At 54.4% G+C, this 26,030-nt stretch carries 23 protein-coding genes and 2 pseudogenes; 11 read left to right on the forward strand and 14 right to left on the reverse strand.

What is annotated here, in order from left to right; genetic code table 11:
• Nucleotides 1-160: 160 nt before the first annotated feature.
• Complete coding sequence (locus BUB13_RS04915; protein WP_072906147.1) at nucleotides 161-3,187, reverse strand: DUF5714 domain-containing protein; 3,027 nt, start codon at nucleotides 3,185-3,187, stop codon at nucleotides 161-163.
• Nucleotides 3,188-3,265: 78 nt separating this feature from the next.
• On the reverse strand, nucleotides 3,266-4,246 hold the full coding sequence (locus BUB13_RS04920) for a class II fructose-bisphosphate aldolase (RefSeq protein WP_072906149.1): 981 nt from the start codon (nucleotides 4,244-4,246) through the stop codon (nucleotides 3,266-3,268).
• A gap of 266 nt (nucleotides 4,247-4,512) precedes the next feature.
• On the opposite strand from BUB13_RS04920, the gene BUB13_RS04925 reads away from it, so the two are divergent.
• A complete protein-coding gene (locus BUB13_RS04925; RefSeq protein ID WP_072906151.1) occupies nucleotides 4,513-5,952 on the forward strand; it encodes a glyceraldehyde-3-phosphate dehydrogenase in 1,440 nt (479 codons plus the stop codon).
• Nucleotides 5,953-6,344: 392 nt separating this feature from the next.
• Here the strand turns inward: BUB13_RS04925 and rpsU are convergent.
• Together rpsU and BUB13_RS04935 are read right to left on the reverse strand one after the other, a co-directional pair.
• A pseudogene (rpsU, locus tag BUB13_RS04930) lies at nucleotides 6,345-6,521 on the reverse strand (30S ribosomal protein S21); the annotation flags it as partial.
• Between the two features lie 78 nt (nucleotides 6,522-6,599).
• Nucleotides 6,600-7,730, reverse strand: coding sequence for a THUMP domain-containing class I SAM-dependent RNA methyltransferase (locus tag BUB13_RS04935; protein WP_072906153.1), 1,131 nt, complete (start codon nucleotides 7,728-7,730; stop codon nucleotides 6,600-6,602).
• A 229-nt stretch (nucleotides 7,731-7,959) separates the two neighbouring features.
• Here BUB13_RS04935 and BUB13_RS04940 point away from each other — a divergent pair, with 229 nt between their 5' ends.
• The 4 genes from BUB13_RS04940 (at nucleotide 7,960) to BUB13_RS04955 (ending at nucleotide 11,580) form a co-directional block, all read left to right on the forward strand.
• Nucleotides 7,960-8,661 (forward strand): PilZ domain-containing protein, encoded by a 702-nt coding sequence (locus BUB13_RS04940; protein ID WP_072906155.1) that lies wholly within the window; start codon nucleotides 7,960-7,962, stop codon nucleotides 8,659-8,661.
• Nucleotides 8,662-8,777: 116 nt separating this feature from the next.
• A complete protein-coding gene (locus BUB13_RS04945) occupies nucleotides 8,778-9,560 on the forward strand; it encodes a hypothetical protein (RefSeq protein WP_072906157.1) in 783 nt (260 codons plus the stop codon).
• Nucleotides 9,561-9,609: 49 nt separating this feature from the next.
• On the forward strand, nucleotides 9,610-10,779 hold the full coding sequence (gene rdgC, locus BUB13_RS04950) for a recombination-associated protein RdgC (RefSeq protein ID WP_072906159.1): 1,170 nt from the start codon (nucleotides 9,610-9,612) through the stop codon (nucleotides 10,777-10,779).
• 324 nt (nucleotides 10,780-11,103) lie between these two features.
• Nucleotides 11,104-11,580 carry a cache domain-containing protein gene (locus tag BUB13_RS04955; protein WP_072906161.1) on the forward strand — a complete coding sequence of 159 codons (477 nt, stop codon included), beginning with the start codon at nucleotides 11,104-11,106 and terminating at the stop codon, nucleotides 11,578-11,580.
• 61 nt (nucleotides 11,581-11,641) lie between these two features.
• On the opposite strand, the gene aat is transcribed toward BUB13_RS04955, so the two are convergent.
• From aat to BUB13_RS04970, 3 genes are read right to left on the reverse strand one after another with little or no spacing between them, the layout of a single operon-like run.
• Nucleotides 11,642-12,340: a leucyl/phenylalanyl-tRNA--protein transferase gene (gene aat / locus BUB13_RS04960; RefSeq protein WP_072906163.1), complete on the reverse strand. Its 699-nt coding sequence runs from the start codon at nucleotides 12,338-12,340 to the stop codon at nucleotides 11,642-11,644.
• Entirely contained in the window at nucleotides 12,340-14,595 is a 2,256-nt protein-coding gene (gene clpA, locus BUB13_RS04965) for an ATP-dependent Clp protease ATP-binding subunit ClpA (RefSeq protein ID WP_072906165.1), read from the reverse strand. The genes aat and clpA overlap by 1 nt, the downstream gene beginning before the upstream one ends.
• 15 nt (nucleotides 14,596-14,610) lie before the next feature.
• Nucleotides 14,611-14,919, reverse strand: coding sequence for an ATP-dependent Clp protease adaptor ClpS (locus BUB13_RS04970; RefSeq protein ID WP_072906167.1), 309 nt, complete (start codon nucleotides 14,917-14,919; stop codon nucleotides 14,611-14,613).
• A gap of 152 nt (nucleotides 14,920-15,071) precedes the next feature.
• On the opposite strand from BUB13_RS04970, the gene BUB13_RS04975 reads away from it, so the two are divergent.
• A complete protein-coding gene (locus BUB13_RS04975) occupies nucleotides 15,072-15,392 on the forward strand; it encodes a hypothetical protein (protein ID WP_139249310.1) in 321 nt (106 codons plus the stop codon).
• A gap of 7 nt (nucleotides 15,393-15,399) precedes the next feature.
• On the opposite strand, the gene BUB13_RS04980 is transcribed toward BUB13_RS04975, so the two are convergent.
• Complete coding sequence (locus BUB13_RS04980) at nucleotides 15,400-16,083, reverse strand: YkgJ family cysteine cluster protein (protein ID WP_072906171.1); 684 nt, start codon at nucleotides 16,081-16,083, stop codon at nucleotides 15,400-15,402.
• A gap of 142 nt (nucleotides 16,084-16,225) precedes the next feature.
• Here BUB13_RS04980 and BUB13_RS04985 point away from each other — a divergent pair, with 142 nt between their 5' ends.
• The 4 genes from BUB13_RS04985 to BUB13_RS05000 are packed head-to-tail and all read left to right on the forward strand — an operon-like array spanning nucleotide 16,226 to nucleotide 19,508.
• On the forward strand, nucleotides 16,226-17,512 hold the full coding sequence (locus tag BUB13_RS04985) for a DNA recombination protein RmuC (RefSeq protein WP_072906173.1): 1,287 nt from the start codon (nucleotides 16,226-16,228) through the stop codon (nucleotides 17,510-17,512).
• 58 nt (nucleotides 17,513-17,570) lie between these two features.
• A complete protein-coding gene (locus BUB13_RS04990; RefSeq protein WP_072906175.1) occupies nucleotides 17,571-18,152 on the forward strand; it encodes a LemA family protein in 582 nt (193 codons plus the stop codon).
• Nucleotides 18,152-18,871 carry a TPM domain-containing protein gene (locus BUB13_RS04995; protein WP_072906177.1) on the forward strand — a complete coding sequence of 240 codons (720 nt, stop codon included), beginning with the start codon at nucleotides 18,152-18,154 and terminating at the stop codon, nucleotides 18,869-18,871. Before BUB13_RS04990 ends, BUB13_RS04995 begins: the two co-directional genes overlap by 1 nt.
• Before the next feature lies 1 nt (nucleotide 18,872).
• Nucleotides 18,873-19,508 carry a TPM domain-containing protein gene (locus tag BUB13_RS05000; RefSeq protein WP_072906179.1) on the forward strand — a complete coding sequence of 212 codons (636 nt, stop codon included), beginning with the start codon at nucleotides 18,873-18,875 and terminating at the stop codon, nucleotides 19,506-19,508.
• Between the two features lie 12 nt (nucleotides 19,509-19,520).
• On the opposite strand, the gene BUB13_RS05005 is transcribed toward BUB13_RS05000, so the two are convergent.
• The 3 genes and pseudogenes from BUB13_RS05005 to BUB13_RS05015 form a co-directional block, all read right to left on the reverse strand.
• Complete coding sequence (locus tag BUB13_RS05005; RefSeq protein WP_072906181.1) at nucleotides 19,521-20,666, reverse strand: ABC transporter permease; 1,146 nt, start codon at nucleotides 20,664-20,666, stop codon at nucleotides 19,521-19,523.
• A 412-nt stretch (nucleotides 20,667-21,078) separates the two neighbouring features.
• Nucleotides 21,079-21,612: pseudogene (locus tag BUB13_RS19490) on the reverse strand (ABC transporter ATP-binding protein); the annotation flags it as partial.
• Nucleotides 21,584-22,582 carry an HlyD family secretion protein gene (locus BUB13_RS05015; protein WP_072906185.1) on the reverse strand — a complete coding sequence of 333 codons (999 nt, stop codon included), beginning with the start codon at nucleotides 22,580-22,582 and terminating at the stop codon, nucleotides 21,584-21,586. The pseudogene BUB13_RS19490 and the gene BUB13_RS05015, both read right to left, overlap by 29 nt.
• A gap of 162 nt (nucleotides 22,583-22,744) precedes the next feature.
• Between BUB13_RS05015 and BUB13_RS05020 the strand changes: the two genes are divergently transcribed.
• Nucleotides 22,745-24,157, forward strand: coding sequence for a hypothetical protein (locus tag BUB13_RS05020; RefSeq protein ID WP_072906187.1), 1,413 nt, complete (start codon nucleotides 22,745-22,747; stop codon nucleotides 24,155-24,157).
• Between the two features lie 12 nt (nucleotides 24,158-24,169).
• Here BUB13_RS05020 and BUB13_RS05025 read toward each other — a convergent pair whose 3' ends face one another.
• From BUB13_RS05025 to BUB13_RS05035, 3 genes are all read right to left on the reverse strand, one after another.
• Entirely contained in the window at nucleotides 24,170-24,379 is a 210-nt protein-coding gene (locus tag BUB13_RS05025; RefSeq protein ID WP_072906189.1) for a DUF1858 domain-containing protein, read from the reverse strand.
• Entirely contained in the window at nucleotides 24,379-25,650 is a 1,272-nt protein-coding gene (locus BUB13_RS05030; protein ID WP_072906191.1) for a nucleotidyltransferase, read from the reverse strand. Before BUB13_RS05030 ends, BUB13_RS05025 begins: the two co-directional genes overlap by 1 nt.
• 102 nt (nucleotides 25,651-25,752) lie before the next feature.
• The coding region (locus BUB13_RS05035) for an integrase core domain-containing protein (protein ID WP_139249311.1) at nucleotides 25,753-26,030 on the reverse strand (278 nt) is incomplete at its 5' end.

Below are 26,030 nucleotides of genomic sequence, written 5' to 3' on the forward strand. Positions count from 1 at the left end.
CAGTACTTCTGTTCGCCCGTTGCCAAAAGCTTACCGCGCAAAACAAAACTGCCTCATTCTATAAAGCAGGAATCTGGAAACAGTCAATTTTTGCGCAAAAGAACACGTGACTTTGCTTACAAAAAATTCTCCCATGAGACGAAGATAAAACTTACCCCTCTCAGCAGCAGCTTTGTACTGGCTTGTTGATCGCGACCTGTTCTTTCAGTATCGGGCAGGAAAGACCGATACACTCTTTATTCAGATTACGCTGGTAGCAGCCGATCACCGCATCCGCCTGCAATGGCAACGGTAAATATTCTGCCGAAAGTTCCGCCGCCTTCTTTAAGCCCAACCAGCAATCCCGCTGACAGCAGCGTGCGGCCTCCAGCGAGGCGATCGACTCCAGAACCTGCTGGGTTACCTGCTGCACAACCTGTCGCTGTTGCGGCTTGATCGGATTGGCCTGCAGGAGCAGGCTGAATGCAATGCCGACACCGGTCGCCGCACCGCAAATACCGGTGAATGCACAGCTACCGCCGATCACCTGCGATCCGCGACGAATGGCGGTTTCGATCAGGTCGTCTGTGACTGTTCCACCGCTGTTGCGATAGGCGGTGACGATAATCGCCGGCACCAGGGCGTGATGCTCCGGGCCATTGACCGGAATGGCCGGATGCTGTCGAAAACGCTGCAGCAACTCCAGCATATCGGTCTCGGTCGCCTCGGCGCAAAGATGCTCCAGTACACTCAAAGCATCAGCGCTGTGACACTGATCGCAGACATAATGTTTCTCCAGGCAGTGGGCATTGGTCATCGCCGGTTGACCGCAGTAATGGCACTCCAGCTCAACTTCGGTTTCCGAGTAAAGCAGCGCTTCACCACAAACCATGCAGCCAGAGGCATATTTATCAGCCGCCTGTACTGCTTTTTTCAGCGGTGTTTCCGGTGGCAAAGCACAGGCGCAACCGTTGGCCAGATCGAGATTGGTCACGCTGCCATCACTCTCATCCAGCAGGAAAATATGTTCGCCAAGCCGCTCGGCCAGGTCCTTTTCAATCAAGCTGCGTTGCCCGGCAATCAGCAGGCGCCCGTCAGGCAGATTAAGATGGGGCAGCGGACCACGATAGATGACCGAGACCAGTTGGCTTCGGCGCGGCTTGTAAGCTGCAAAGGTGAGTGAGTAGAACGGATGGTCACGCACAACCCGGTAGGGAAAACGCTTGATCAGACGAACATCGACAAACCCGGTCTCTTCAAGCAGGCCGACCAGGTCTTTCTGCAGCAATGCACCACCGATACACTCGCCCTGCAGTTGGGCATCGTTACGAATCGCCGCATCCGGCTCGTCTTCGCAAACGACATCGGAGATCACCAGCCGCCCCCCCGGTTTCAGAGAACGGAACAACTCAGAAAAAGCACGCCGCTTGTCGCTGGACAAATTCATGACACAGTTCGAGAGAACCAGGTCGGTGCTGTTATCTTCCAGCGGCAACTCTTCCAGATAACCTTTTCTGAACTCGATATTGTCGTAACCGAGATTCTTGCGCACTTCGACCGCGCCCTGTTCAGCGATCTCGAGCATCGGATCAAGCATATCGACACCGATTCCCCGGCCTTTTGGGCCAGCCTGTTTAGCCGCGATAAAGATTTCTACCCCGCGGCCACTGCCAAGATCCACGACCACTTCACCCGGTTTTATTTCAGCATCAAGAACCGGGCTACCGCAACCGTAGCCGCGGAAACGGAATTCCGATGGGATATGGTCGATATCCTCTTCGGCGTAGCAAACCGGGTTGAGGATATCTTCCTTGGTATCGGTGGCAGCCGCGCTATAATAATTTTTCACCACGCTGCGACTGTTCTGATCGGCAATCGAGAGCAGGCAGTTGGCATGCGTCAGGGCAACATGCCCATGAGCACCGCAACTTTCGAGAATATCCCCCATTTTCAAAAGCAGTCCAGGCGCTGTCGGCGCCTTCTGTTTGGCAGCTTCGCGCTCAATCAGCCAGAACATAATCTGCTGATAAAGTGACAGGTAGGGGTCGTTGCCGAGAAAAGTCCCGCCATGGATGAATGAGTGGTCGAGGTCGCCCCCCCCGGTAAAATAGCGCAGAGGACTGGTCTCCTCGGCAATGGTCGCTTCGCGGATCTTTTGCAGCACCGGGCTGTTGTGCCAAGCACTCTGCAGGCTGTCGTCGATGGAAGTTGCCACCGCTTCGTTGCCGATCAACGCAGCAGATGGATAAAGTTTGCCGTCGAACCCGATCGCTGCCGACTCCCAACCACTGCTGCTGCCATCATGAAGGGTTCCTGCCGGGGCAAAAACCTGTGTTTTCAGCGCTGTCAGGTTGTCTATCTGCACTCCTGCAGACTCCGCCTTTTCTACCGCAGCGACGAATTGCGGAAAGATTTCTTCCGGCGGCACAAACCCGGTATCATCTCCACGCCCCTGGATGAAATACCAGAGGTAGTGCAGGTTGCTGGCGCCGACCTCCACGGCAAAATCGACCAGTGCAGCCATATCAAAAAGATTACGCCGCTCGACACACATCGACAGGGTAAACGGCAGTTCCCTCTGCTGCAGCAGCTGAAGTTGTTGTTTCAACCTATCGAACGTGCCGAGTCCACGGATCACATCATGCTGCTCACCAATGCCATCGACCGAAACCTGCAAATGCACACGCGACAGATCGTAATCACCAGCCAGCAGATCAGCGATCAGCAGGCCATTGGTCAAAATCACCACATGCGCGTCAGCAATCGCCAAAAGTCCCGACAATATCTGCTTGAATTCAGGATGAAATAACGGCTCGCCACCAGTCAGGGCAAAAATTCGGCAACCAAGCTCCGCAGCCTCTTGCGCACGGGCGAGAATCTGCTGAGCAGTTAACTCTCCGTCGGCACCCGGCCCGGAGGTAAACAGGCAATGGCGACAACTCAGATTGCAGCGGTTGGTGACATGAAACCAGAGCTCCTGCAGCCTGTCTGCCATCAGGTAATGACCACGGCCCGCATATTCTTTTGCCGGAACATCCGGCAAACGGGAAAGAAACTTTTGCTCAGCAGCCGGCTCCCCAGTAAACGCATTCTGCAGAATCTGCTCCCCCGCCGGATTCGGTGCAAACCAGCTGGGATGGTCGGTGCGGAAATATATCGGCTGTTGTTTAAATTGGTAGCGAGTCCAGACGCTCGGGTCGAAAGCCATGATGAGCCTTTCTGTGGCGGACACAAAAAAGGGTCGCGCAACATGCAGCGACCCTTTTTATCAATTAAATACTGAAAATCAGCCTTTCCCGGCACTCCCGAGAACGGCTTCATTCTTGTGTTTGATCAACTCAATCAGTTCTTTACGGGCAGCACCAAGATATTTGCGCGGATCAAATTCGCCCGGGTCGTTGGCGAGATATTCGCGCACCTTTGCAGTCACTGCCAGTCGGCCGTCAGAGTCGATGTTGATTTTACAGACTGCGCTGGCAGCCGCCTTGCGCAGCTGGTCTTCAGGAACACCAACAGCTCCGTCCATTTTACCACCATACTGGTTGATTAAATCAACATAGGCAGGCACAACGCTGGACGCGCCATGGAGAACAATCGGGAAACCGGGAATGCGCTTTTCGCACTCTTCGAGGATATCGAAACGCAGAGGCGGAACAGATTCTCCCTCTTTCAGCTTGAACTTGTAGGCGCCATGGCTGGTACCGATGGAGATCGCCAGGGAATCAACGCCTGTCTTCTTGACGAAATCTTCAACTTCATCCGGTTGGGTGTAGGTCGATTTCTCCGCAACCACATCATCCTCGATGCCAGCAAGAACGCCAAGTTCACCTTCGACGGTGACATCGAACTGATGGGCATATTCAACAACTTTTTTTGTCAGCGCGACGTTCTCGTCGTACGGAAGGTGGGAGCCGTCGATCATCACCGAGGAGAACCCGGAATCGATACAGCTCTTGCAGATTTCGAAGGAATCGCCATGATCGAGGTGCAACACGATCGGGATATTAGAACCCATTTCGCGGGCCATCTGCACAGCTCCGGTAGCCATGTAACGCAACATGGTTTCGTTGGCGTAGTTACGTGCCCCCTTGCTGACTTGGATAATGACCGGTGAATTAGTCTCGGCACACGCGGTGATAATTGCCTGTAACTGCTCGAGGTTATTGAAGTTGTAAGCCGGAATGGCATAACCGCCATCGACAGCTTTTTTGAACAGTTCCCTCGAATTGACCAGGCCAAGATCCTTATAGCTGACTGTTTCACTCATCGCTTAAATCCTCCATGGAAGATGCGGATAATGTCCACCCCAAAATACTGGGCTTCAGGATATCAACAACAAACGATTTAGTTGTATCAACCCGCAAACCGAAAGTCCAGCAACTGCACCGATAAAGCAGAATTTTCTTTGCAAATTATAAGCTCCTGACTGTTGCAATAGCGCCTGACTTCCACTAATATACGCGGGCTTTTTCGATAAAGGCCTTAATTTTGGCCATATTTTTTTATAGTCTCAGTGAAAGGTTTAACGGAATCATGGTCGACAAAACAACCCAGGAATGTTTCGAGGAATGGAAAGAACGTGAAGCAATCGCCGAAGCGATGATCCCGCTGATCGGCAAGCTCTACCGCGAACACGAAGTCATTGCGACTGTTTTTGACCGCCCGCTGGTGAACCAGTCGGTCAACGATATCCTGCGCGTCCACCGCTTTGCCCGGCAGATCATCGATCGCGAGATCTGGGTTCGTGATACCTTCCCGATGCTACAGGCGATGATCAAGCTGGATCTGGCTCCTGGCAAGGTCGACCTGGCTCGCCTGGTTCTGCGTTACCAGGAGCAAGGTGGAGATATCGATGAATTTGTCGCCTCCCAGCTAAAAGGTCTGAATACCGGCAAATCCCAGCAGCTGAGTGAGCCGCGTGACGTTGTCCTCTATGGTTTCGGCCGCATCGGCCGTCTGCTCGCACGGATCCTGATCGAGCAAGCCGGTGGCGGCAATAAGCTGCGCCTGCGTGCTGCGGTCGTACGCAAAGGCAGTGACGACGATCTGGCCAAACGTGCCAGCCTGCTGCGTCGCGACTCGGTTCACGGCCACTTCAACGGCACCATCCGGGTCGATGAAGAAGAAAATGCCATCATCGCCAACGGTAACATGATCCGCATCATTTACGCCGATTCTCCGGAAGAGGTCGATTACGCCAAATACGGCATCAACAACGCCATCGTCATCGACAACACCGGCAAGTGGCGCGACCGTGATGGCCTCGGCAAGCACCTGAAATCGACCGGCACTTCGCACGCATTGCTCACCGCACCGGGCAAAGGCGATATCCCGAACATCGTCTACGGCGCCAACCACGAAAGCCTCGATCCGAACGAGAAGATCATCTCGGCAGCAAGTTGTACCACCAACGCCATCGTCCCGACCCTGAAAGCGATCAGCGATCGCTTCGGCATCATCAACGGTCACGTAGAAACCTGCCACAGCTACACCAATGACCAGAACCTGATCGACAACTACCACAAGAAAGAGCGTCGCGGTCGGGCTGCCGGACTGAATATGGTCATCACCGAGACCGGCGCCGCCAAAGCGGTCGCCAAGGCGCTACCGGAACTAGCCGGCAAACTGACCGGCAACGCCATCCGCGTGCCGACCCCGAACGTCTCGCTGGCGATCCTCAATCTGACCCTGGAGAGATCGACCACTGTCGAAGAGCTGAACGACTACCTGCGCGGCATGTCGCTCAACTCTCCGCTACAGGATCAGATCGACTACACCAACTCCCCGGAAGCGGTCTCCACCGACATGGTCGGTTCCCGCTACGCCGGTGTCGTCGACTCCCTGGCCACCATCGTTGAAGGCAACCGCTGCGTCCTTTACGTCTGGTACGACAACGAGTACGGTTACAGCTACCAGGTGGTACGCATTGTCGAGCAGATCTCCGGCATGAAATTGGAGCACTGGCCGAAGTAAACACCGGATAAATTTTCAAAGCATAAACAAGCGGGCAATCTCCAACGAGGTTGCCCGTTTTGCATTTCAGCCCCCCGTGTGACGCAGCCGGAACGCAATGGAACTTTGCAGGGTTTCGAGGAAAAACTGTCTGAGGCGTAGCCGAGTTTTTTTCCGAGCTGCTAAACGGAATGGAGTGGAGGGAACCCGGAGGGCAAGGAGGTCGGGGCGCATTTCTTTGCTTCGTTTCTTTGGGCGAGCAAAGAGATGAAGGCGCGTGCGGGGCGCTCCCCGCGACCTTGACTTTGAACTTGTTGCTTCCGTCCTAAAAACAAAAAAAGAGCCGATCTGGGAAATCCAGATCGGCTCTTTTTCTAAGCTTTATAAAGCGATTAGCTGAAACGCTTCATAGCACGCATCTTCTTACGCAGACGACGCTGAGCTTCTTTCTCTTTGCGCTTCTTCTTTACGCTCGGCTTCTCGTAAAACTTGCGCTGCTTCATCTCACGGAAGAGACCTTCCTGCTGCAGCTTACGCTTGAGAACTTTAATCGCTTTTTCGACGTTTCCGTCAATAACAGTGATTTCCACGAACAATCACCCCGCTTTCTTTAATATCTTTGCGTCCTCCCGGACACAAGAGCTGCAATGTATAACGATTGACGGGATTCAAGTCAAGGGATTTCCGTCACTTCTGTTCTTTTTCCACAAGGCCACGCGAATTCCACCATTGGAAAACCGCAGCAGCGGGTTGAAGTCTATTTTGCTGCTGCGCACCAGTTCGCTGTCAGGACAAACCAGGGCACCCTGCCAGCCAGCAAAAGTTTCTCCGTAAGCGTGGCCGATGGCGTGGTAAAGAGCTCGCAACTCTGCCTTACGGCCAATCCGCTCGCCGTAAGGCGGATTACAGATAATCAGCCCCGATGAGCATTCCGCGGCCAGGTTTTGCATCAGCTGACATTTCAGGGAAACAATATCTGCGACTCCTGCAGCAGCAGCATTCTGCTGCGCTGCCTCGATGGCTTTTGGGTTGGAATCGACGGCGATGATCGGTGCGACCCCGTCCTGCCTTTCAGCGCGCCGCGCTTCGTCACAAAGCTGCCGCCAAAGTCCGGCACGAAATTTCGGCCATTGCATAAAGGAGAATGTGCGCTCGATTCCCGGCGCCCTGTTTTTTGCAATCAGCGCTCCCTCGATAGCAAAACTACCCGATCCGGTCATGGCATCGACCAAAGGTTGTGAGCCATCGTAACCAAGGGCCAACAGGCACCCGGCCGCCAACGTCTCACGGAGCGGTGCAGCAACGTTTGCTCGCCGGTAGCCGCGGCGATACAGCAGGTCACCAGAACTGTCGAGTGAAACCTGGCAGCGATCGTTCTCCAAGCGCAGCAAAACGCTGACAGGACCAGCATCCTGGGACTCAGCTCCAAGCGCTTTATCGATCGCCTCACGGCAGGTTTGCGCCACCCTGTCAGAATGCGACAAGCGGGACCGATGGCAGGTCACTCGGACCTTGAAAGCACTGCCAGGCGTGATGAATCGTCCCCAGGGTAAGCGTTGCAGCTTTTTGAACAGGGTCGGAAAGTCACGTGCCAACACCTCATCGGCGCGCACAAGTATCCGTGATGCACTGCGCAGCCAGAGGTTAGCGAGATACATCTCGCGCAACCCGCCGGCAAACTCGACGCCACCGGGCAGCACCTTGATCGGTCCCAGCCCCAGGCATTCAATCTCTTGCGCACAGACATCTTCCAGTCCCGGTGTGGTGACTGCAAAATAGCGATTTTCCTGTTTTACCATTCAGTATCCTCCGCCGCGCACAATAGCAGAGAAAAATTTAACTGTTAACCTTGAATGATTAAATCATTTCACGATTTTGCATTTGGTATCAGCTATTTTTTCTGCAATAATGGAGGTTAAACATTTCTCAGAAGCTGGATCAAAAATCCTCTTCGCCACGGGAAATGGCCTCAGAAAATTTCTGCCAGAATCAACTTTGGCTGCAGAAATTAAATGGAAAGCTTGCTGAATGATTTACCAGCGTTACTTCAAAAACGGGCAAAAAATCCTGCTGACCGCCCTGGAGAAAAACAAGGACGGTCGAAAAGAACATTTGTCTGCCACCATCAACGGCGGTGACGAACACGGCTTTATCGTTTCACTCCCCTACAGTGAAGACGCTGCCCATCAATACCCGTTCAACGACGGCCAGCCATTTGAGATCAGCTCAGATTCCATGGGTCTCGGTGTCCGTGTAACCGGGAGTTTCAGAAGAAAAATCGATGGAAAACGCATTTCCCTGGCTGTCAACAATGACCTGCAGATGTTCCAGCGCCGTGGTTCACCACGAATGGACTGCAAACTCGGCATCCGTTTTACCCGCAGCCAGGGAGCGCTGCAGGCGCTGCGCAAGACCTGGGAAAAGAACATAAAACTTCTGCACAGTCCATCAGCGCCGCTGATCTTTGAAGGCTTCAAACCCTGCTACGTCAACCTGAGCACTGGCGGTATCCGCTTCAACCTGCGCCCCCCGGTCAACCCGGCAGAACTCTGCTTGCTGCTGCTCAATCTTGATGACGGGAAACCACCGGTCTGCGCATTGGCAGAAGTTGTCTGGACGCGCCCGGAAAACAATGAAACTATTGTCGTTTCCGGCATGCGCTTCATCAATATTCTGGAAGAAGATCAGAACCGGATCGCCACCTTTATCAATTCGAAAAAACAGGGATAATCGACCCGTATTTTGTGCGCTTGCCTCTTGTCTCGGCGACCTTTCTGCGCTATAAAATAGCAGGCTAAATCAACATGGCCGTTCGGCCTTTTCGTTCGCTCAGGATTTTTCCTTTTATGCCACAAATCACCGAAGCTGAAGTGTTCCGCGCATGCCGCACCCTGTTCGGTCCGGAGCTTAATTTAAGTCGTGATTTTCTGCATTACCTGCAGCCTGCAGGGGTGCGTTCAGCATATCGGAAGAAAGCCAAAGTGACACATCCGGACCGTTTTGCCGTCGACGCCATCGCGACGCAGGAAAAACAGCAACGCCTGTTCCAGGACTTGAATCAAGCCCACGAAACAGTGCAGACATTTCTCAAGCAACGAGAAAAATATCCGGCCGCTACTATATTCCGCAGCCGCCCCCGTAATAGCGCCCCAGCTTATACTCATCCGAAGCGCAAGCGGCAGGATCGCCCGTACAGTAAATATTACCGCGGACCACTGCCAAACCGACCGCTGCAATTCGGCCTTTACCTCTATTATCTCGGGATCATTCCTTTTAATGCTGTTATTTCGGCAATTACCTGGCAACGCAAGCAGCGCCCTGTTCTCGGGGACATTGCCAAACGCTGGGGCTGGCTGGACGATGAGCAGATCAAGCAGATCCTCAACTACCGCTGCACCGGAGTTCACAAGTTTGGCGAGCGTGCCGAACATCTCGGGCTGCTGAAACCGCTGCAGGTCCGCGCCCTGCTGATGCACCAGCGCAGCCAGCAAAAACAGATGGGACACTACTTCATCGAGCAAGGTTTTTTCGAAGAAGAACAGCTCCACCATCTGTTGAACCAACTCGCCGAACACAACCGAACGTTCCGTCAAGGATACGCCGGACACTACTACTTCTATCACCGCTAAATTCACTTTGCCCACGGCAAATCATCACCAATTTTCAAGGAGTTGACTTATGGGATTTCTGGCTGCATCCGCCAGTGTCTGCTATTTTCAAGTTGTCGGCGATTTCAGCCTGCGTGAAAAACTGACCGATATCCAGCAACAGCTGAACCACGAAGGTTTCCGCTCTATCGAGCAGAGCACAGACGAACTCTCAACCGGCTGGGTTGAACTCGACGATTACGAGTCGAGCGAATTCGCAACCGAATACCAATTCCGTCGAGATCAACATCTCTGTTTCACATTCCGCCAGGATCGACGTAAAGCACCTGCCGCACTCCTCAAGCGTCAGGTCGCGCTGCTCAGCCACAAATTTTTGGCTGAAAACCCAACCTACAACCGAGTGCCAAAAGGAGAACTGGAGCAGATCCGAGATACTGCCCGCAGCCTGCTGTTCGCACGCACCCTGCCAACCCCCAGCTGCTACGATGTCATCTGGGATACGGAGAAAAAATTGCTGCGCCTGTGCTCTCTGAGCCAGAAAGTCATCGATGCATTCCTCGGCTTGTTCCACCAAACCTTCCCCGACTTGCGCCTGCAACTGCTGCATCCGCTGGCGCGAGCCGAGAAACTGCTCCCACAGAACCTGCAGGAGCAGTTACAGCAATCGAATCAGGCACAGACTGATGCCATCCTTGAACAGATCGAAGCCAATCGCTGGCTCGGCACCGAATTTCTACGCTGGCTGTTCTTTCGCACCCTCAACAGTGATTCGAACTACGCCGTCAACTGCGACGGCCCATTGTTGACGGCTCAACCCTTCGGCGCCTTTCTCGACAATCGAGTGGTCCTGATCGGTGGAAGCCAGGAAGGAATTCAGAAAGTCGTCGTCGCCGGCCCACAGGATCATTACTCGGAAGTTCGAGCGGCACTGTCACAGGGCAAAGAAATTGAAGAAGCGACCCTGCATTTTCGATTGGATAATGAAGATGACGGCTGGAAGCTGACTTTAAAAGGGGAGCGTTTCCAGTTCGGCGGCTTCCGGACACCGATGGTCAAACCGGAATCCGATCCCAGCGACGATCCCGCAGCTGAGGCAGAAGCTGCTTTTTTAACCAAACTGGGGGCAATGGAAGAGGGCGAACAGATGTTTGGTAGCCTGCTGAAAAGCTTTCTGCAACTTCGTCTTGGCGAGAGCTGGGCAACAGAATCTTCCCGTATCGACTCCTGGCTGGAAGAATAACCCGATAAAAACAGAGGTTCACCAAATCCGCCCCTATTGCAGCTAATGCAGTTTGGGCGGACTTTCCATCCCTGCACATTCCTGCTCATCTTTCTGCCCTAGATCCTTCTCAAAATCCTGATTTTAAAAGCATAAATTCACTTTCAACAAGACACTCAAGAATCATCAAAACATTACCTAGTAGCGAATTATAAAAAAGTGTTTTACTTTTTCTAAAACGGTGTTACGATCTTCTTATGTATATATTTTTTACTATGAAAGAGGATCACCATAACAACAGGCTGGAATCGTCTGAATTCACCCGGTAAAACGAAGGAGATGCCAATGAAAAGACTACTGACTCTCGTGCTTGCAACCTTTATCTTGACTCTCATCAGCAGCACTGCTCTGGCAGACGGTCATACTGCGACAGTTGCTGAATGCATAGAAATGAGCAAAAAAGCGGCTGAAGCGATTCTGAAAGACCAAGATGCCGCCCTGGCCGATATCTCCAGGAAAGACGGTCCTTTTGTCTGGAAGGATTCCTATGTTTTTGTCATGGACCTGAAAGGAAAAATGCTGGCCCATCCGATGAAGCCCGGCCTGATGAAAATGGACAGCCTGCTCAGCACACCGGACAAAAATCCGACCGAGCCGAAAATGCTTTTCGTCGACCTGGTTGTAACGGCTGGAACCGCGGGTGAGGGTTGGGTCGAGTACATGTGGCCAAAGCCAGGTAGCACCGAGCCTTCGATCAAAGAAACTTATGTCTATCGTGTTCCTGGCACCTCAATGTTCACTGCCGCCGGAATCTATCGCTAAACATCAACAGATTTGATTGCATGAAAGAAGCGGGAGCCTTCAAGGCTCCCGCTTTTGTTGTTTAAACAACTGATTTACTGAACCGACTTAACAAGGGTCCGTACGGGGGCACCTCGGCTATGCGCAGGTGCTGCTGGAATTCCAACCGGGAGATCTCTGTCGCTCCCAAGCTGACGAGATGATCGGTCGTCTGCTGGCAATCGAGCAGTTCAAAACCGAGCTCTGCCAACTTCTTCACCAGATGAATCAGGACCAGCTTGGATGCATTGGTCCTGCGGCTGAACATCGACTCACCGCAAAAGTAGTATCCCAGGCAGACCCCATAAACACCGCCGACCAGTTCGTCGCCATCCCAACACTCTACAGAGTGGGCGAAGCCGAGCTCGTGCAAACGCAGGTAGGCTTTTTCCATCTCCGGCGTGATCCAGGTCCCGCTGCCGTCCAACCCTTTGCGCAAGCGCCGGCACCAGTAAACCACGCCGGCAAAGTTTTCATCGATGCTAACCCGATAAAGACCTTTGCGCATGAATTTCTTCATCGAACGGGAAACATGCAACTCGGAAGGGAAAAGTACGCAACGCGGGTCAGGAGACCACCAGAGAATCGGCTCGCCCGGATTGAACCATGGGAAAATGCCAAGGCTGTAGGCAAGCAACAAGCGCTCAGGGGAAAGGTCCCCGCCGACCGCCAGCAGTCCATAATCTTCTGCGGCCTCTAGCGGCGGGAACCAGAGGTCCTCGTCAAGCTGATAACAGGGCATCAGTCCTGAGGGAAGTTGAATGTCAGCTTGCCCGATTTGCAGCCAACCTGCACGACACCACCGTTTTTCAGCGCACCGAAGAGAATTTCTTCAGCCAACGGGTCACTCACCTCGCCCTGAATCAGACGACCGAGCGGCCGGGCGCCAAACAATGGATCGTAGCCACGCTTGGCCAGATCGCGTCGTGCGGCCGGAGTAATTTTTATTGTCACATCACGGTCAGCCAGCTGCGTTGACAGCTCACCGATGAACTTGTCGACCACCTGCAGCATGACCGATTCGTCGAGGGGTTTGAAGTGAATAACAGCATCAAGCCGATTGCGGAACTCCGGCGAGAACGCTTTTTCCACCGCGTTCTTCGGTTTGGCCGCAGAACGCTCCCCGAAACCAATCGGCACCGCGTTCATCTCGCGACCGCCAATGTTGCTGGTCATAATCAGGATGACGTTGCGGAAATCGGTTTCCTTGCCGTTGTTGTCGGTCAAAGTTCCGTGATCCATCACCTGTAATAAGATATTGAAAAGATCGGGGTGTGCTTTTTCGATCTCATCAAGCAGTAGCACCGACCAAGGGTTCTTGCTCACTTCTTCGGTCAACAAGCCGCCCTGGTCAAAACCGACATAGCCGGGAGGCGCACCGATCAAACGCGCAACCGAGTGCTTCTCCATGTATTCGCTCATATCGAAGCGCAGGAACTTGACACCCAACTGCAGGGCCAGTTGGCGAGCGACCTCGGTTTTACCAACACCAGTCGGGCCGGTAAAAAGCAGGGAACCAACGGGTTTATCAGGATGACCGAGACCGGCCCGAGAGCGGTGAATCGACTTGACCAGACTGTCTATCGCCGGATCCTGACCGAAAACAACCCGCTTCAAATCACGCTCCAGGTAGCGCAGCCGTTGCCGGTCGCTGCCAGTGACAGTACGGATCGGAACGCGCGCCATACGCGCGACAACGCGTTCAATCTCATCCAGACCTATCGGTCGGTTCAATTTTTCGTCGAGACGCTGCTGGGCACCTGCCTCATCGATAACATCGATCGCCTTATCGGGCAGATGCCGCTGCGACAGGTGTTTGACCGAAAGCTGGACCGCGGATTCCAGCGCCTCCGGCAAATACGTCACCTTGTGATGCTCTTCGTAGCGTGAGCTCAGTCCTTTGAGGATCTCCAGCGCTTCTTCAGCGCTCGGCTCATGCAGATCAATTTTCTGGAAGCGGCGCGATAACGCCCGGTCTTTATCGAACAGGTTGCGATATTCTTCGTAAGTGGTCGAACCGATACAACGTAACTCGCCAGAACCGAGAGCCGGTTTGAGGATATTCGATGCATCGAGGGATCCACCGCTGGTCGCTCCAGCACCGACGATGGTGTGAATTTCATCGATAAACAGGATCGCCTTTTCCCGCTTCTGCAGCGCAGCAACCACAGCCTTGAGGCGCTCTTCGAAATCGCCGCGGAACTTGGTTCCGGCGAGCAGAGCACCCATATCAAGAGTAAAGAGTTCACTTTCCTTGAGCAGTTCCGGAACGTTCCCCTCAGCGACCCGAAGCGCCAGACCTTCAGCCATAGCGGTTTTACCAACGCCCGGCTCACCAACAAAAATCGGGTTGTTTTTACGCCGCCGGCAAAGCACCAGCACTGCTCGCTCCAACTCCTGCTCGCGGCCGATCAACGGATCAATTTTGCCTTCTTTGGCGCGCGCAATCAGGTTGACAGTGTAGGCTTCGAGCGGATCGGCTGTTTTTTGCTTCTGCTTCCCCTTATCCCCCGGTTTTTGCTGTTCGGCGGGTGGTTCCTCCCGGTTTTCGGAAGGGCTTTCAGACGAGGGCCCGTGGGAAATATAATCGAGCAGGTCGACGCGCTCGATCCCCTGGTTCTGCAGGAAAAAGCAGGCGTGGGAATTTTCTTCCTCAAGGATCGCTGCAAGCAAATCACCAACGCCGACTTCGCGCTGGTTGGATGACTGCATGTGCAGCACCGTGCGCTGCAGCATCCGCTGCAGTGCCAGTGTCTGGCGCGGAACCTCTTCGTCCTCCACCTCTTCCGGCAAATGCTCAAGGTGCATATCGAAGAAGGTTTCCAGCTGCTCCTTAAGATCGTCGACATCACCACCGCAGGCGGTCAGAATCTGTTGTCCGACCCCTTCAAACAACAACGCGTAGAGAACGTGTTCAGTGGTCAAATATTCATGACGACGGCGCTGGGCTTCACGCACAGCCAAGGTAAATGCTATCTGGACATCCTGGTTAAACATCTCAGCCACCGTTCCTTACGCCTCCTCGAGGGAGCAGCGCAGCGGGAAGCCAGCTTTACGCGCCCGCATACGAACCTGATCCGTCTTGGTTTCGGCAATTGCATAGGGGAATGTGCCACAAAGCCCAACCCCCTGAAAATGAATGGTCAGCATAATTTTCTCTGCCTCAGAGCTCGGCTTATGGAAAATATCCCGTAACACCTCGATGACAAACTCCATCGTGGTATAATCATCATTGTGCATCAGGACCTTGAACAGCGAAGGAGTGGTCGTCCGCTCTTCAGCTTTGCTCTCGATTTTGGTTTTGTGTCCAGTATCGGCCATTGAGTAATTTTACCTAACTACAGAAGATTTTTCCCATTATCCTAACACAGAAATTTATTTAACAGCTAGCCTGTCGAGAAACGAAGATGAGTTTTTATCCGCATCAGTCGAATAGCCGAAGGAACAAACGGGACCAAACCAAAGACCCGCTGATGAAAATTCTGACTTGGTCCAACGCTATCGCTGCCATCGTTCTTTTTGCCGCGATCTGCGTTACAGCGCTTGCCAAGCCGGAGTCGGTCACTTTTTTCGATCACTACTTCCAGGTCAACGTTTATCGTCGCCCCCACTGGAACATGGTCCTGGTCGACTACATCGCCGCACTGCTGGCACTGAGCGGCATCGTCAGCATCATCGGCCTGATCGTCAACAGTCAACGCCTGAAACGAAAAGGCGACTATGTCCGCGCCACCCTGGTCATTTGCCTGATGATGTCGATCGCCGGGCTGGGGCTCTATTTCTTCTACGCTTGATCTTCGGTCAATAAAGGTCCTGCCAGGTCAAGCGCTTTCCGTTTAGCCACTCTTGTTCCGCCTGCGGGGTTTTCAGCAGGTAGCGGATCAGTCCCGCCAGTTGAAAACTGCGCTCATCCAGCCCGCACTGCTGCAACCCTGCGGCCACGCCGCTGAAAAGAGATTCATAAAGACTCTGTTGAAACTGGTGCATCAACACCGGCGTTTCTTCTCCCAGGACCTTGCCGGCCAGCGCGTCGCGGCAAGCAATCGCAGAGGTCGAGCTCACGCTGCGGCAAAGCAGAGGTCGAACCGGATAGATGGTACAGTGCCCTGCCTCATCCAGAAAAGCACAGGAGCGGCGCACGTAAAGCCGTTCTTCATCATCCAGACCGCGCACCTCGTACCAGAGGCGGTCCAGGCGCTCGGCAGCCTGCTGCAGACATTCTCTACCCTGTCCTCGCAGATAGGAGGCGATGGCGATACCTTCCGGCATCAGAGTCGATACACTCACGACACAACAACTGCTGCAACCGGGACCGCAATCGATATGTGACCGGTCGGAGGGATGCAGTTCAATTTCCCGTTCTGCCTCGACGGCTATCGTCTGCAACCTCTGCAAAATCGGCTTGACTGAATCTTTAGATTGACAGGACCGGGCCACCGCTTCACTGATTGCTCCCTGATATTGCACAAAATCGAACGACTCCATAAACAACTCCCATCACAGAAATATAACAATTATTGCTATTCTAGCCGATCTGGTCAGGCTGGCAATCGGCCCCTTGCCGCCTCCGGTTTGGTCTGCTATCGTTCTTTTGTCGATCGCCTGTATTTTCCAGAGGATAGCCGTTATGGACCTGCCTGACACCATTTGGTTACTACTTTTATCTGCCCTCGCACTCGGGCTCTTCGTCGGCTGGCTGATCGGTCGATCGCAGAGCAACAGAAAACAGCAACTGGAGCGGGAGACCTTACTGCAACAACTCGCTGCCGGAGAAGCTGAACTGAGTGCTGAACGCAAGGCGACAGCTGAGAAACTGATGCTGCAGGAAGAAAACCGACGGCAGACGGAACAGGCCTTTCGTGCCCTTTCCGCCGACGCACTGGCAAGCAACAATCAAACCTTTCTCGATCTGGCGAAAACCACTCTCGACAACTACCAGAAACAGGCGCAGGGCGACCTCAGCAGCAGGCAGCAGGCAATCCAGCAACTGGTTAAACCGCTGGAAGATTCCCTGCACAAGGTGGATGGCAAAATCGAACAACTGGAGAAAGCGCGCACCGGTGCTTATGCCCGACTGGATGAGCAGCTGAAATCGCTGCTCGGCAGCCAGGCAAAACTGGAAACGGAAACCGGCAACCTGGTGCGCGCCCTGCGGGCCCCTGCGGTCCGTGGGCGCTGGGGAGAAATCCAGCTGCGCAAAGTCGTGGAAATGGCCGGAATGGTCAATTACTGCGACTTTGTCGAGCAGGAAACCGCAGACAGCGGCCGCCTGCGGCCTGACATGATCGTCAAGCTGCCGAACGGACGAAATATCGTCGTCGACTCGAAAGCGCCGCTGCAGGCCTACCTGGAATCCCTGGAAACCGAGGATGATACCGAACGCAAAGCCCACCTGCGTCAGCACGCCCGCCAGATCCGCGATCACCTGCAGAAACTCTCCGCGAAAAACTACTGGGAACAGTTTCAGCCGACGCCGGAGTTTGTCGTCCTCTTCCTGCCGGGAGAAACCTTCTTCTCTGCAGCATTGAATCAGGATCCGGGACTGATCGAAGCAGGCGTCGATCAGAAAGTCCTGCTCGCAACCCCCACCACCCTGATCGCCCTGCTGCGCTCCGTTGCTTACGGCTGGCGGCAGGAACAATTGGCGGAAAACGCCGTCGAAATCAGTCAGCTCGGTCGCGAACTTTACGACCGACTGGCCACTCTCACCGGTCATTTCAGCAGCATGGGCAAAGGGCTGGAACGCGCTGTCGACAGTTACAACAAAGGCATCGCCTCCCTCGACAGCCGGGTTCTGGTCACCGCGCGCAAATTCAAAGATCTGGGCGCCGGCAGCAGCAAAGATATCGATAAAATCGATCAGCTCGACAAAGCGCCGCGGCCGCCGCAATTGCCGGAGAAAGACTCTCATTAGCGCGCCGCTTTATGCTAAACTGCCGGTCATAAATTTAATCACTTCAGGAGGAACACTCATGCATATCCGTCTATTGATGACCCTGCTCGCCGCGCTCTTGTTGCTCAACGGCTGCGGCTACAACCAGATCCAGAAAAACGAGGAGGCGGTCTTTGCGGCCTGGGCTGATGTCGAAGCGACCTATCAGCGCCGTGCCGACCTGATCCCTAATCTCGTAGAGACAATCAAGGCTTACGCTGCACACGAAAAAGAAACACTGATGGGTGTCACCAACGCCCGCGCCAAGGTTGGCCAAATGAACATCTCCGCCGACAAGCTGGGTGATGTCGCGGCCATGCAGCAGTTCCAGCAGGCTCAAGGTGAACTGTCCGGGGCCCTTTCCCGTTTGCTGGTGGTCGCCGAACGTTATCCCGACCTGAAGGCGAGCGCCAACTTCCGTGACCTGCAGCATCAGCTGGAAGGCACTGAGAACCGCATCAACGTCGCTCGTCAGCGCTACAACGCTGCGGTACAGACCTTCAATACATCGATCCGCACTTTCCCCAACAGCCTGACCAACAACTTCCTGCTCAACCTGGAACGCAAGGAGCCGTTCAAGGCTGATGCCGGTGCTGAAAACGCACCGAAAGTGACGTTCTGATGCGACATCTTTTCGGCATCGTCCTGTTGCTGGTTCTGCTTTGCACTCCGGCAGCAGCACTCGATATTCCCAGCGCTAAAGGCTATGTCAACGACAACGCCGGCTTGCTGCAGCAGACTACCCGGCTGAAGCTCGAGCAGTTCCTGCGTGATTTCGAAAAGAGCGATTCAACGCAGATTGTCGTTCTGACCATTCCGACGCTGGAGAACGAAGCGCTGGAAGATTATGCCCTGCGCGTGCTGGAGAACTGGGGCGTCGGTCAGGAAGAGAAAGACAACGGCGCGCTGCTGCTGGTCGCCAAAGCGGAGCGGAAAATCCGCATCGAAGTCGGCTACGGGCTGGAAGGTCGCCTGACCGACCTGCTCGCCGGCCGTATTATCGACAACGAGGTTTCTCCACGTTTCAAGCAGGGAGACTTCGACGGTGGCATCATTGCCGGAGTTGTCGGCATGGCGGAAGCGGTTCGCGGCGAATACACCGGCACCGGTCGCACCAACAGCAAAAAGAAAGAGAGCAGCCCCTTCGGCTTCATCCTACCGCTGCTGTTTTTCGGTGGCCCGTTGCTGGCCCGACTCGGCGGTCGGCGGCGCGGATACCGACGCGGCGGCTTCTACGTCGGTGGCCCATTCATGGGCGGTGGCGGCGGTTTCGGCGGCGGCGGAGGGTTCTCCGGTGGCGGTGGCGGAGGAGGAGGCGGTGGCGCCTCTGGAGGTTGGTAATATGAAAACAGCAAGCGAATTCTTCACGCAAGAAGAACAGCAGAGAATAGAAACCGCAGTCAAAGCGGCAGAAGCGAAAACCAGCGGTGAGATTGTGCCGATGGTGGTCGACGAATCCTACGATTACCCGCGCGCCGAATTGATTGGCGGCGGCACACTGGGTCTGGCGGTCGGGCTGCTGGTCAGCTGGGCGTTCGGCGGCGAGTCGATCTGGTGGTTTCTGCCGGTGTTTATGATCAGTTTCTTTCTTTTTCAGCAACTGATTCGCCGCCTCCCTGACCTCAAGAGAAAGCTCATCAACCCGGAAGAGCTGGATGTTGAAGTTCGTGAGAAAGCATTGGTCAGTTTTGTCGAACAGGGCCTACACGAAACCCGCGACAAAACCGGCATCCTGATCCTGATTTCACTGTTCGAACATCGTGTACAGGTGCTGGCCGATAGCGGGATTAACGCCAAGGTTCCGGAGCACACTTGGGAGGAGATTGTCGAAATCATCACCGCAGGGCTGAAATCTGATGATGCCTGCGCAGCGGTTTGCAATGCAGTCGAACGTTGCGGCGAATTGCTGCAGGAAAACTTCCCGATCAAAGATGATGACAGCAATGAACTACCGAATTTGATTGTTGAAGAGAAATAAACAGCGCGCAGTTCAATCGATGGTTTTGCGAAACCGCTTCAGACCGATCGATAAAGAAACCAACAAAAAGAGTGCGATTGGCCAGAGGTTCGGTAGAATCTCGGCCAATCCGTTCCCTTTCAGCAGAATTCCACGCACAATACGCAAGTAGTGGGTCAACGGCAACATCTCCCCGATCCACTGCGCCCAGCGCGGCATACCGCGAAACGGAAACATAAATCCGGACAGCAGTATCGACGGCAGGAAGAAGAAGATGGCCATCTGCACAGCCTGCAGCTGCTTGCGCGCCAGCGTCGAAAAGGTCAGGCCAACCCCAAGGTTGGCGACAATAAACAACAGCGAAACCACCAACAGCAACAGAACATTTCCGCTTAGCGGCACCTCGAACAGAAAATGCGCCGCCAACAGGACGAACCCCATCTGCAGATAGCCGACGATGATGTAGGGAATGATCTTGCCGAGCATCACCTCAAGCGGCCGTACCGGCGTGGAGAGCAGGTTCTCCATGGTGCCTCGCTCCCGCTCCCGCGTCATCGCCAGTGAAGTAATGATCACCAGGGTCATCGTCAGCACAACCCCGATCAGGCCCGGGACGATGTTGTAACGGGTGTTCGCTTCGGGATTGAAACGCGGGTGGACAATGACCTGCAACGGCGCGCCCTGCCGCTGCAGATAACTGAGTGGTCCGCGAAATTCACCAGCTAAAGCCTCAGCGGCGAAATAGCGAAAAGCGGACAGGGCGCTGCTGGTCGCTGCCGGATCGGTAGCATCGGCCGTGAGCAGTAAAGCCGGCTGTTTCCCGCGGACAAGTTTGCTGGAAAACTGCTGAGGAATGCTCAAGACAAACTGTACCTCACCGTTATCGATCACCCGTTTCGCTTCCGCCTCGCTGTCGACTGTTCGAACCAGGTCAAAATAACTGCTGCTCTGCATAGCTGCCACGATGCGACGGGAAAAGACGCTGTTATCAGCAGAGAGGATCGCCGTCGGTAGATGCCGGGGATCGGAGTTGATGGCGTAGCCGAACAGCACCATCTGCATCACCGGAATGCCGAGCAACATGGCGAAAGTGATCCGGTCGCGGCGCATCTGCAAAAATTCCTTGCAGATCATCGCCCAGAAGCGACGCAGGGAGAATCTTGCGTTAGTGAGAACCATCGCCCCCCCTTGCCTGACGGTTCATCAGGCTGATGAACACTTCTTCTAAACCGGTTTCCTGCTTCTGCCAACGGAACCTCTCATCACTCATAAAAGGCCGTAAGCTTTGCTCCAGCTGGCCGGAATCGGTCCCGCAAATATGTAGATTATTTCCAAAGGGAATGGTCAATTCGATTCCCGGCACGCCCTTGAGTCTTGCTGCCAGTTCTTGAATATCTAGCCCGGAAGCAGCCCAGGTTGACAGCCCGGAACGGCTGACCACCTCCTCGGCGGTCCCTGCCGTCAGCAGGTCACCATAGGCCAGGTAGGCCACCCGGTTGCAGCGCTCCGCTTCGTCCATGTAGTGAGTACTGATCAGAGCGCTGATCCCCTGTGCGGTCAGAGCATAAACCTGCTCCCAGAAATCCCGCCGCGCCATCGGGTCAACCCCGGCAGTCGGCTCGTCCAACAGCAACAGCTCCGGCTGATGCAGCAGACAGGCGGCCAGTGCCAATCGTTGTTTCCAGCCACCGGAGAGAGTTCCAGCCAGTTGCCCGGCAAACGGCTCCAGTCCCATCTGTTCGATTGTTTCAGCCACCACCTGTCGCCGCTTTGGAACAGCATAAATTCGCGCCATGAAATCAAGGTTTTCCCGCACGCTGAGGTCGTCGTAGAGGCTGAAGTGCTGAGCCATGTACCCGATGCGCGAACGGATCTTCTCGACCTCACTCAGCAGGTCGTACCCGAGACAGCGACCGCCTCCCGCATCGGGCCGTAATAGCCCGCAGAGCATGCGCAAAAACGTAGTCTTGCCACTCCCGTTCGGGCCGAGAAAACCGAAGATTTCACCCCGCTCGACCTGTAATGAAAGGCGGTTGACAACCGTTTTTCCGGAAAAAATTTTGGATATCCCCTCGACCTCGATGACCGGAGCGGAATTATTCATCAGGCGACTCCAGCGCCACATCGACCGGCTGGCCAGGATGCAACTGCGAGGCCACAGATGGATCTGGCCGGGCTTCGATCATGAATACCAGTTTGGCACGGGTCTCACGGCTGAAAATGACCGGTGGGGTATATTCGGCCTGGGAAGAAATAAAGGAAATGACTGCGGGCAGCGGGCCATCGCTGCCATCGAAAGAAACGACGACTTTCTGGCCAAGTTGCAGCCTGCCGAACAACGGCTCCGGGACAAAAAAGCGCAGCTTGATATTCCCCGGCGGCAGTAGGCTGACGACCGGGTAGCCGGCCGGAACAAACTCGCCCGGGCGGTAGAAAGTGTCTTCCACCAGCGCCGACTGCGGGGCTCTCTGGCTTTTTTGCTCAAGCGCCCAACGAGCCTGCTCAACTTGACCTCGTACCGCTTCCAGTGCGGCTTGTGCGGCAGCAACAGCGTCACTGCGGGCGCCCAGCTCAGCGGTTTTGTAAGCGGCGCGCAGTTCAGCCAGCGCAGCCTGGTCTCGCAGGTAAGTCGTCCGGGCACGTTCAAATGCCTCGACCGAAACACTATTGGTTTCGACCAGCCGTTGCCGGCGGGCAAATTCTTTTTCTGACAGTTCGAGAGCAGCACGGGCTTTTTCCAACTGAGCCGCCAGTGCCTGCAACTCGCTCGGCCTTTGTCCTTTGCGCAAATCAGCTAATTGACTCTGCGCACGTAGCAGGTCCTGCTCGGCAATAGCGACTGCTGTCTTTTCACGGGCATGTTCAAGCACAAACAATTCCGCGCCCTGCTCGACCTGATCCCCTTTACGTACGGCCAGCGTCTCCAGTTGCCCGGCCAGTGGCGCCGCAACCAGGACAAAATCCCCTTCAGCGTAGCCCTGGAAATATGTCTCATCCTGACCTTGACAGCCGGCAAGTGAAACTAACGCCTGAGCCAGAAAAAGAATCAGCACGAATAGCTTGAAATTGCATCTTTCAGCGTAGCGATTGCGCATATCCGGAAGCTCCCTTGGAGTCAAAAAGAGCCGTTATATCAACTTTATCGCTCACTTGAAGATAGTCAAATTTTCTCCTGGCTGTCCGCCACTTGTCATTTCCCGGTCCTGAGCTAACGTTTAGTAAGACTGCCGCTATCTCGACAGAGAAAGAGAGTCACCATGAGCCCCCATAAACCGATTGACACCCTGAACAACCTGCTTCCTCATCTGCTTACCCTGGGACGAATAGACACGCTCTATCGCGACCTTTACCTGCAACGAGCGGAATTCTATCTCAATCAGCAGTTTTCCAAAGACGAATACCAGAAAATCAAACGGATGCGGACGAGGGAAGCCAGCCTACCCAATCAAATCCGCAACGCGATGAACCAGAGCGACTGGTCTAAGGTCGAAGAACTAAGCGAACTTTATAAAACGTTGCAGACAGAGATTGAGAGCAAAATAGAGCTGGAAGACTTTGCCGGCAAAATTTACGACCACCAGGAGACACCGATCGATCCGTTTTCGCCGGGGATGCATCATATTGCCGGTTTCTCGTCCAAAAGCCTGCCTAAGCTACGCGATGATGCGCTTGACAGTCTCAAAGCCCTGTCCAAGCTGGATAGCGACTGGCAAAAATTTTACGCCGACCGCCTGTCAGTTTTCACTGCCCTGGCGATCAGTGCCGACAGCATGAGCACGTCAGCAACTCTGTCTGAAGATACCCTGGCGGAAGAGGCAGCTGAAGCGCTGGCCCATAATAACATGGACCAGTTGGCGGAATTGGCGAAGAAGCTGGCACATATCTCGGGAGATCAGGAACAGGCCGTCGCATCAGATTTATTGGGCGGGGTCCACAAAATAGCTGAGGCATACAAGGTTTCATTCTCCGAGCAGGTGCTGAAAAATGCTGCTTCTCTTGGTCTTGAGCTGGTCACAGTCCCCTCGCGCAAAGAAGAATACAGTCCATATTGTCGCTTCGCCTGGCACCCGACCTATTCCGATCTGCAGGGCAACCATCACAACGTTTTACAGGTTCCCGACCTGCATCTGCCTAAAGAACTTCCCGAGGCGCTGAAGTCCAGAATTCAGTTGTTCGCCGTTCACCCCTTTATCAACTCCTGCGGGGTCCGATTTCTGCCGAACATGGCCGCCGAGGATGTTCTCGTTGAGAGCTTTCCGGAACCGGAAGAAGGTACCTCCCTGCCGTCGTCAGGTCTGCTCGATGCGCTCGGTATCAAGCAGCGTAACCAGCTCGACCGCGTACAGATCGAAATAATTCTACAGGAGAAAGGGGCTGCCCTGCTGCGCGATCAGGTGGGCCTTGACCCACTCGATTTCAAACTGGTCTGCATCCCGGCCGACCTGCACTTGCGCATCGGCCAGGAACGGGGCTGGGGTCAGCAGAAAATCTGGACCCATTTTGACGGCTACATGATCATGAGCGACGGCAGCCGTCGAGCCCTCGCTGGTGGTGATATTCGCTATGGCGGGATTTACGACCTGCTGGGAATCAGCAGTAATTACGACTCGGAGCGGATTATTGTTCGGTTTGCCGTTGTCCAGCGCCGGAGGCTGGCTATCTGGCAGTAACCCTCCTGCAGGTTACGGCAGTTCGTTCAAGGCAACAATCAGCGCATCGATCTCAGCCTCGTTATAATCCTTTTTGCGCGCGGCCTCCTCGATCGTATCCCAGATCGGTTCGCCACAACGGATGCAGCGGATATTGTGCTCGAACAGAAATGCGACAGCATCTTCTTTAATTTCGATCAACTTCTCTATTTTTGTTGTGCGAGTTATCTGCGTCTGCGTCATCACTTGCCCCCCAGGGGTTCTTCGTTCCGGAGCACCGGCATATAAAAATCTCGGCTACGTTCTTGCTGCTGGAACTGCCTCATCAGCAGCGTATAAATTCGGGTCGCACGCAGTTCCAGGTCGAGCTGTTGAAATGCCCGCCGATATGCCGGTGAGTCCTGATCATAATAACGCTTCAAAGTAGAATAAACCCGAGAAAAGTTCTGGATCAAAGGTAATTGCCCCTGTTTTCGGCGACTCGCCAAAAACTCCTGCCCGCTGGTGCTGATCGCCAAAACATGCAGGTAATGCGGCGCTGTCGAAAGCAAAGCGACCACTTCTTCCTGTTTGAGCCCGAGCAAAATCGCCACAAGCATACGCTGAATGCGGGTACGCGTCAGTTGGCGGGACTTAATGCCATCGATCAGCGCCTCTAGTGATTCCGCTTGTCCTGAAACTGTCAGCAGACGGTTTTCTATGCCGCTTTCGACCAGCCAGGTCGTGCTCAATTCACTGGGAGCGCGGAGAATCTGGCCTAATAGCAAAAGAAGATAGCGATCCGATGAAAACGACATTCCGCTTTGCAACACCGCCAGCAAGGGCTTCTGCGCTGCCGGCGGTATCAATGCGGTGACCGGTTCTCCAGCAGCCAGCAATTTCCGAATCCCGGTAGCGCTGGCAATGTTCCGTTCTCCGACGATCGTGTCGTGGAAACCGGCCCCGATACGTTGAATGGTCGAAGGGACGATGCTGCTCTCAGTTTGGCGTAAAGCTTTGAGATATTCGATACCGAGAATATTATTCGGTGCCGCCAGTGCTGCACGGTCAAAACTGTCTGGCAACCATTCCGCCATCACCTGTTGCCGCGCCTGGGGATAGTTGATGCCGCTTCGCAGCAGTCGGGAGGTTTCTCGAGACAGCTCGTATTCCTTCCGCAGCAGCACCTCTGCACACTGCTGTAAAACCTGAAGGTCACCCACTTCGCTACCGAAACAGAGGGTATCAATCCCACCAAGGGCATTGAGCGCCTGTACCGCTCCACGGGCAAAATCGGGTGCGCTGCTGCAGGCCCAGGGGAGTGGCAACTCAACCACGACATCGACACCGGCAGCCAGCGCCATCTCGGCCCGACTCCATTTATCGATCAATGCCGGTTCGCCCCGCTGCAGAAAATGGCCACTCATGACCGCGACGGCAATATCCGAATCGGTCGAACGCAGACTTTCCTGCAGATGGTGCAGGTGACCGTTATGGAAGGGGTTATATTCGGTGATCAGTCCGACTGTTTTCATTTTTTCGGAGCCTATAAAACTCCCTCCCCCTCGAGGGGGGAGGGCTGGGGTGGGGGTGATTGCAGACTGTAGCGGAACCGGTCCCCTGGACACAAGTTTGGCTTACGCCGCCTGACGATTTTCTTGCCAGTCATGACGAATTTCCGAGGGCGCTTTGAAGTCGTTTTTCTCAACGCGCCACTCACGGTTGTAAAGATCCACGAAGGCCCCTACGGCTTCGCGGACATCCTCTACGGTTCGGAACACCCGGCCGTAGATGGCTTGCTCTTTCAAAGTTCGGTTAAAACGTTCGGCAACCCCGTTGGTCTGGGGTTCCGCGACAAATGCGAAGCTGGGAGTGATTCCCCAGAACTTCAACTGGTTCAGAAAATGATCCGAGA

This window comes from Malonomonas rubra DSM 5091, assembly GCF_900142125.1.
Lineage (GTDB): Bacteria > Desulfobacterota > Desulfuromonadia > Desulfuromonadales > Geopsychrobacteraceae > Malonomonas > Malonomonas rubra.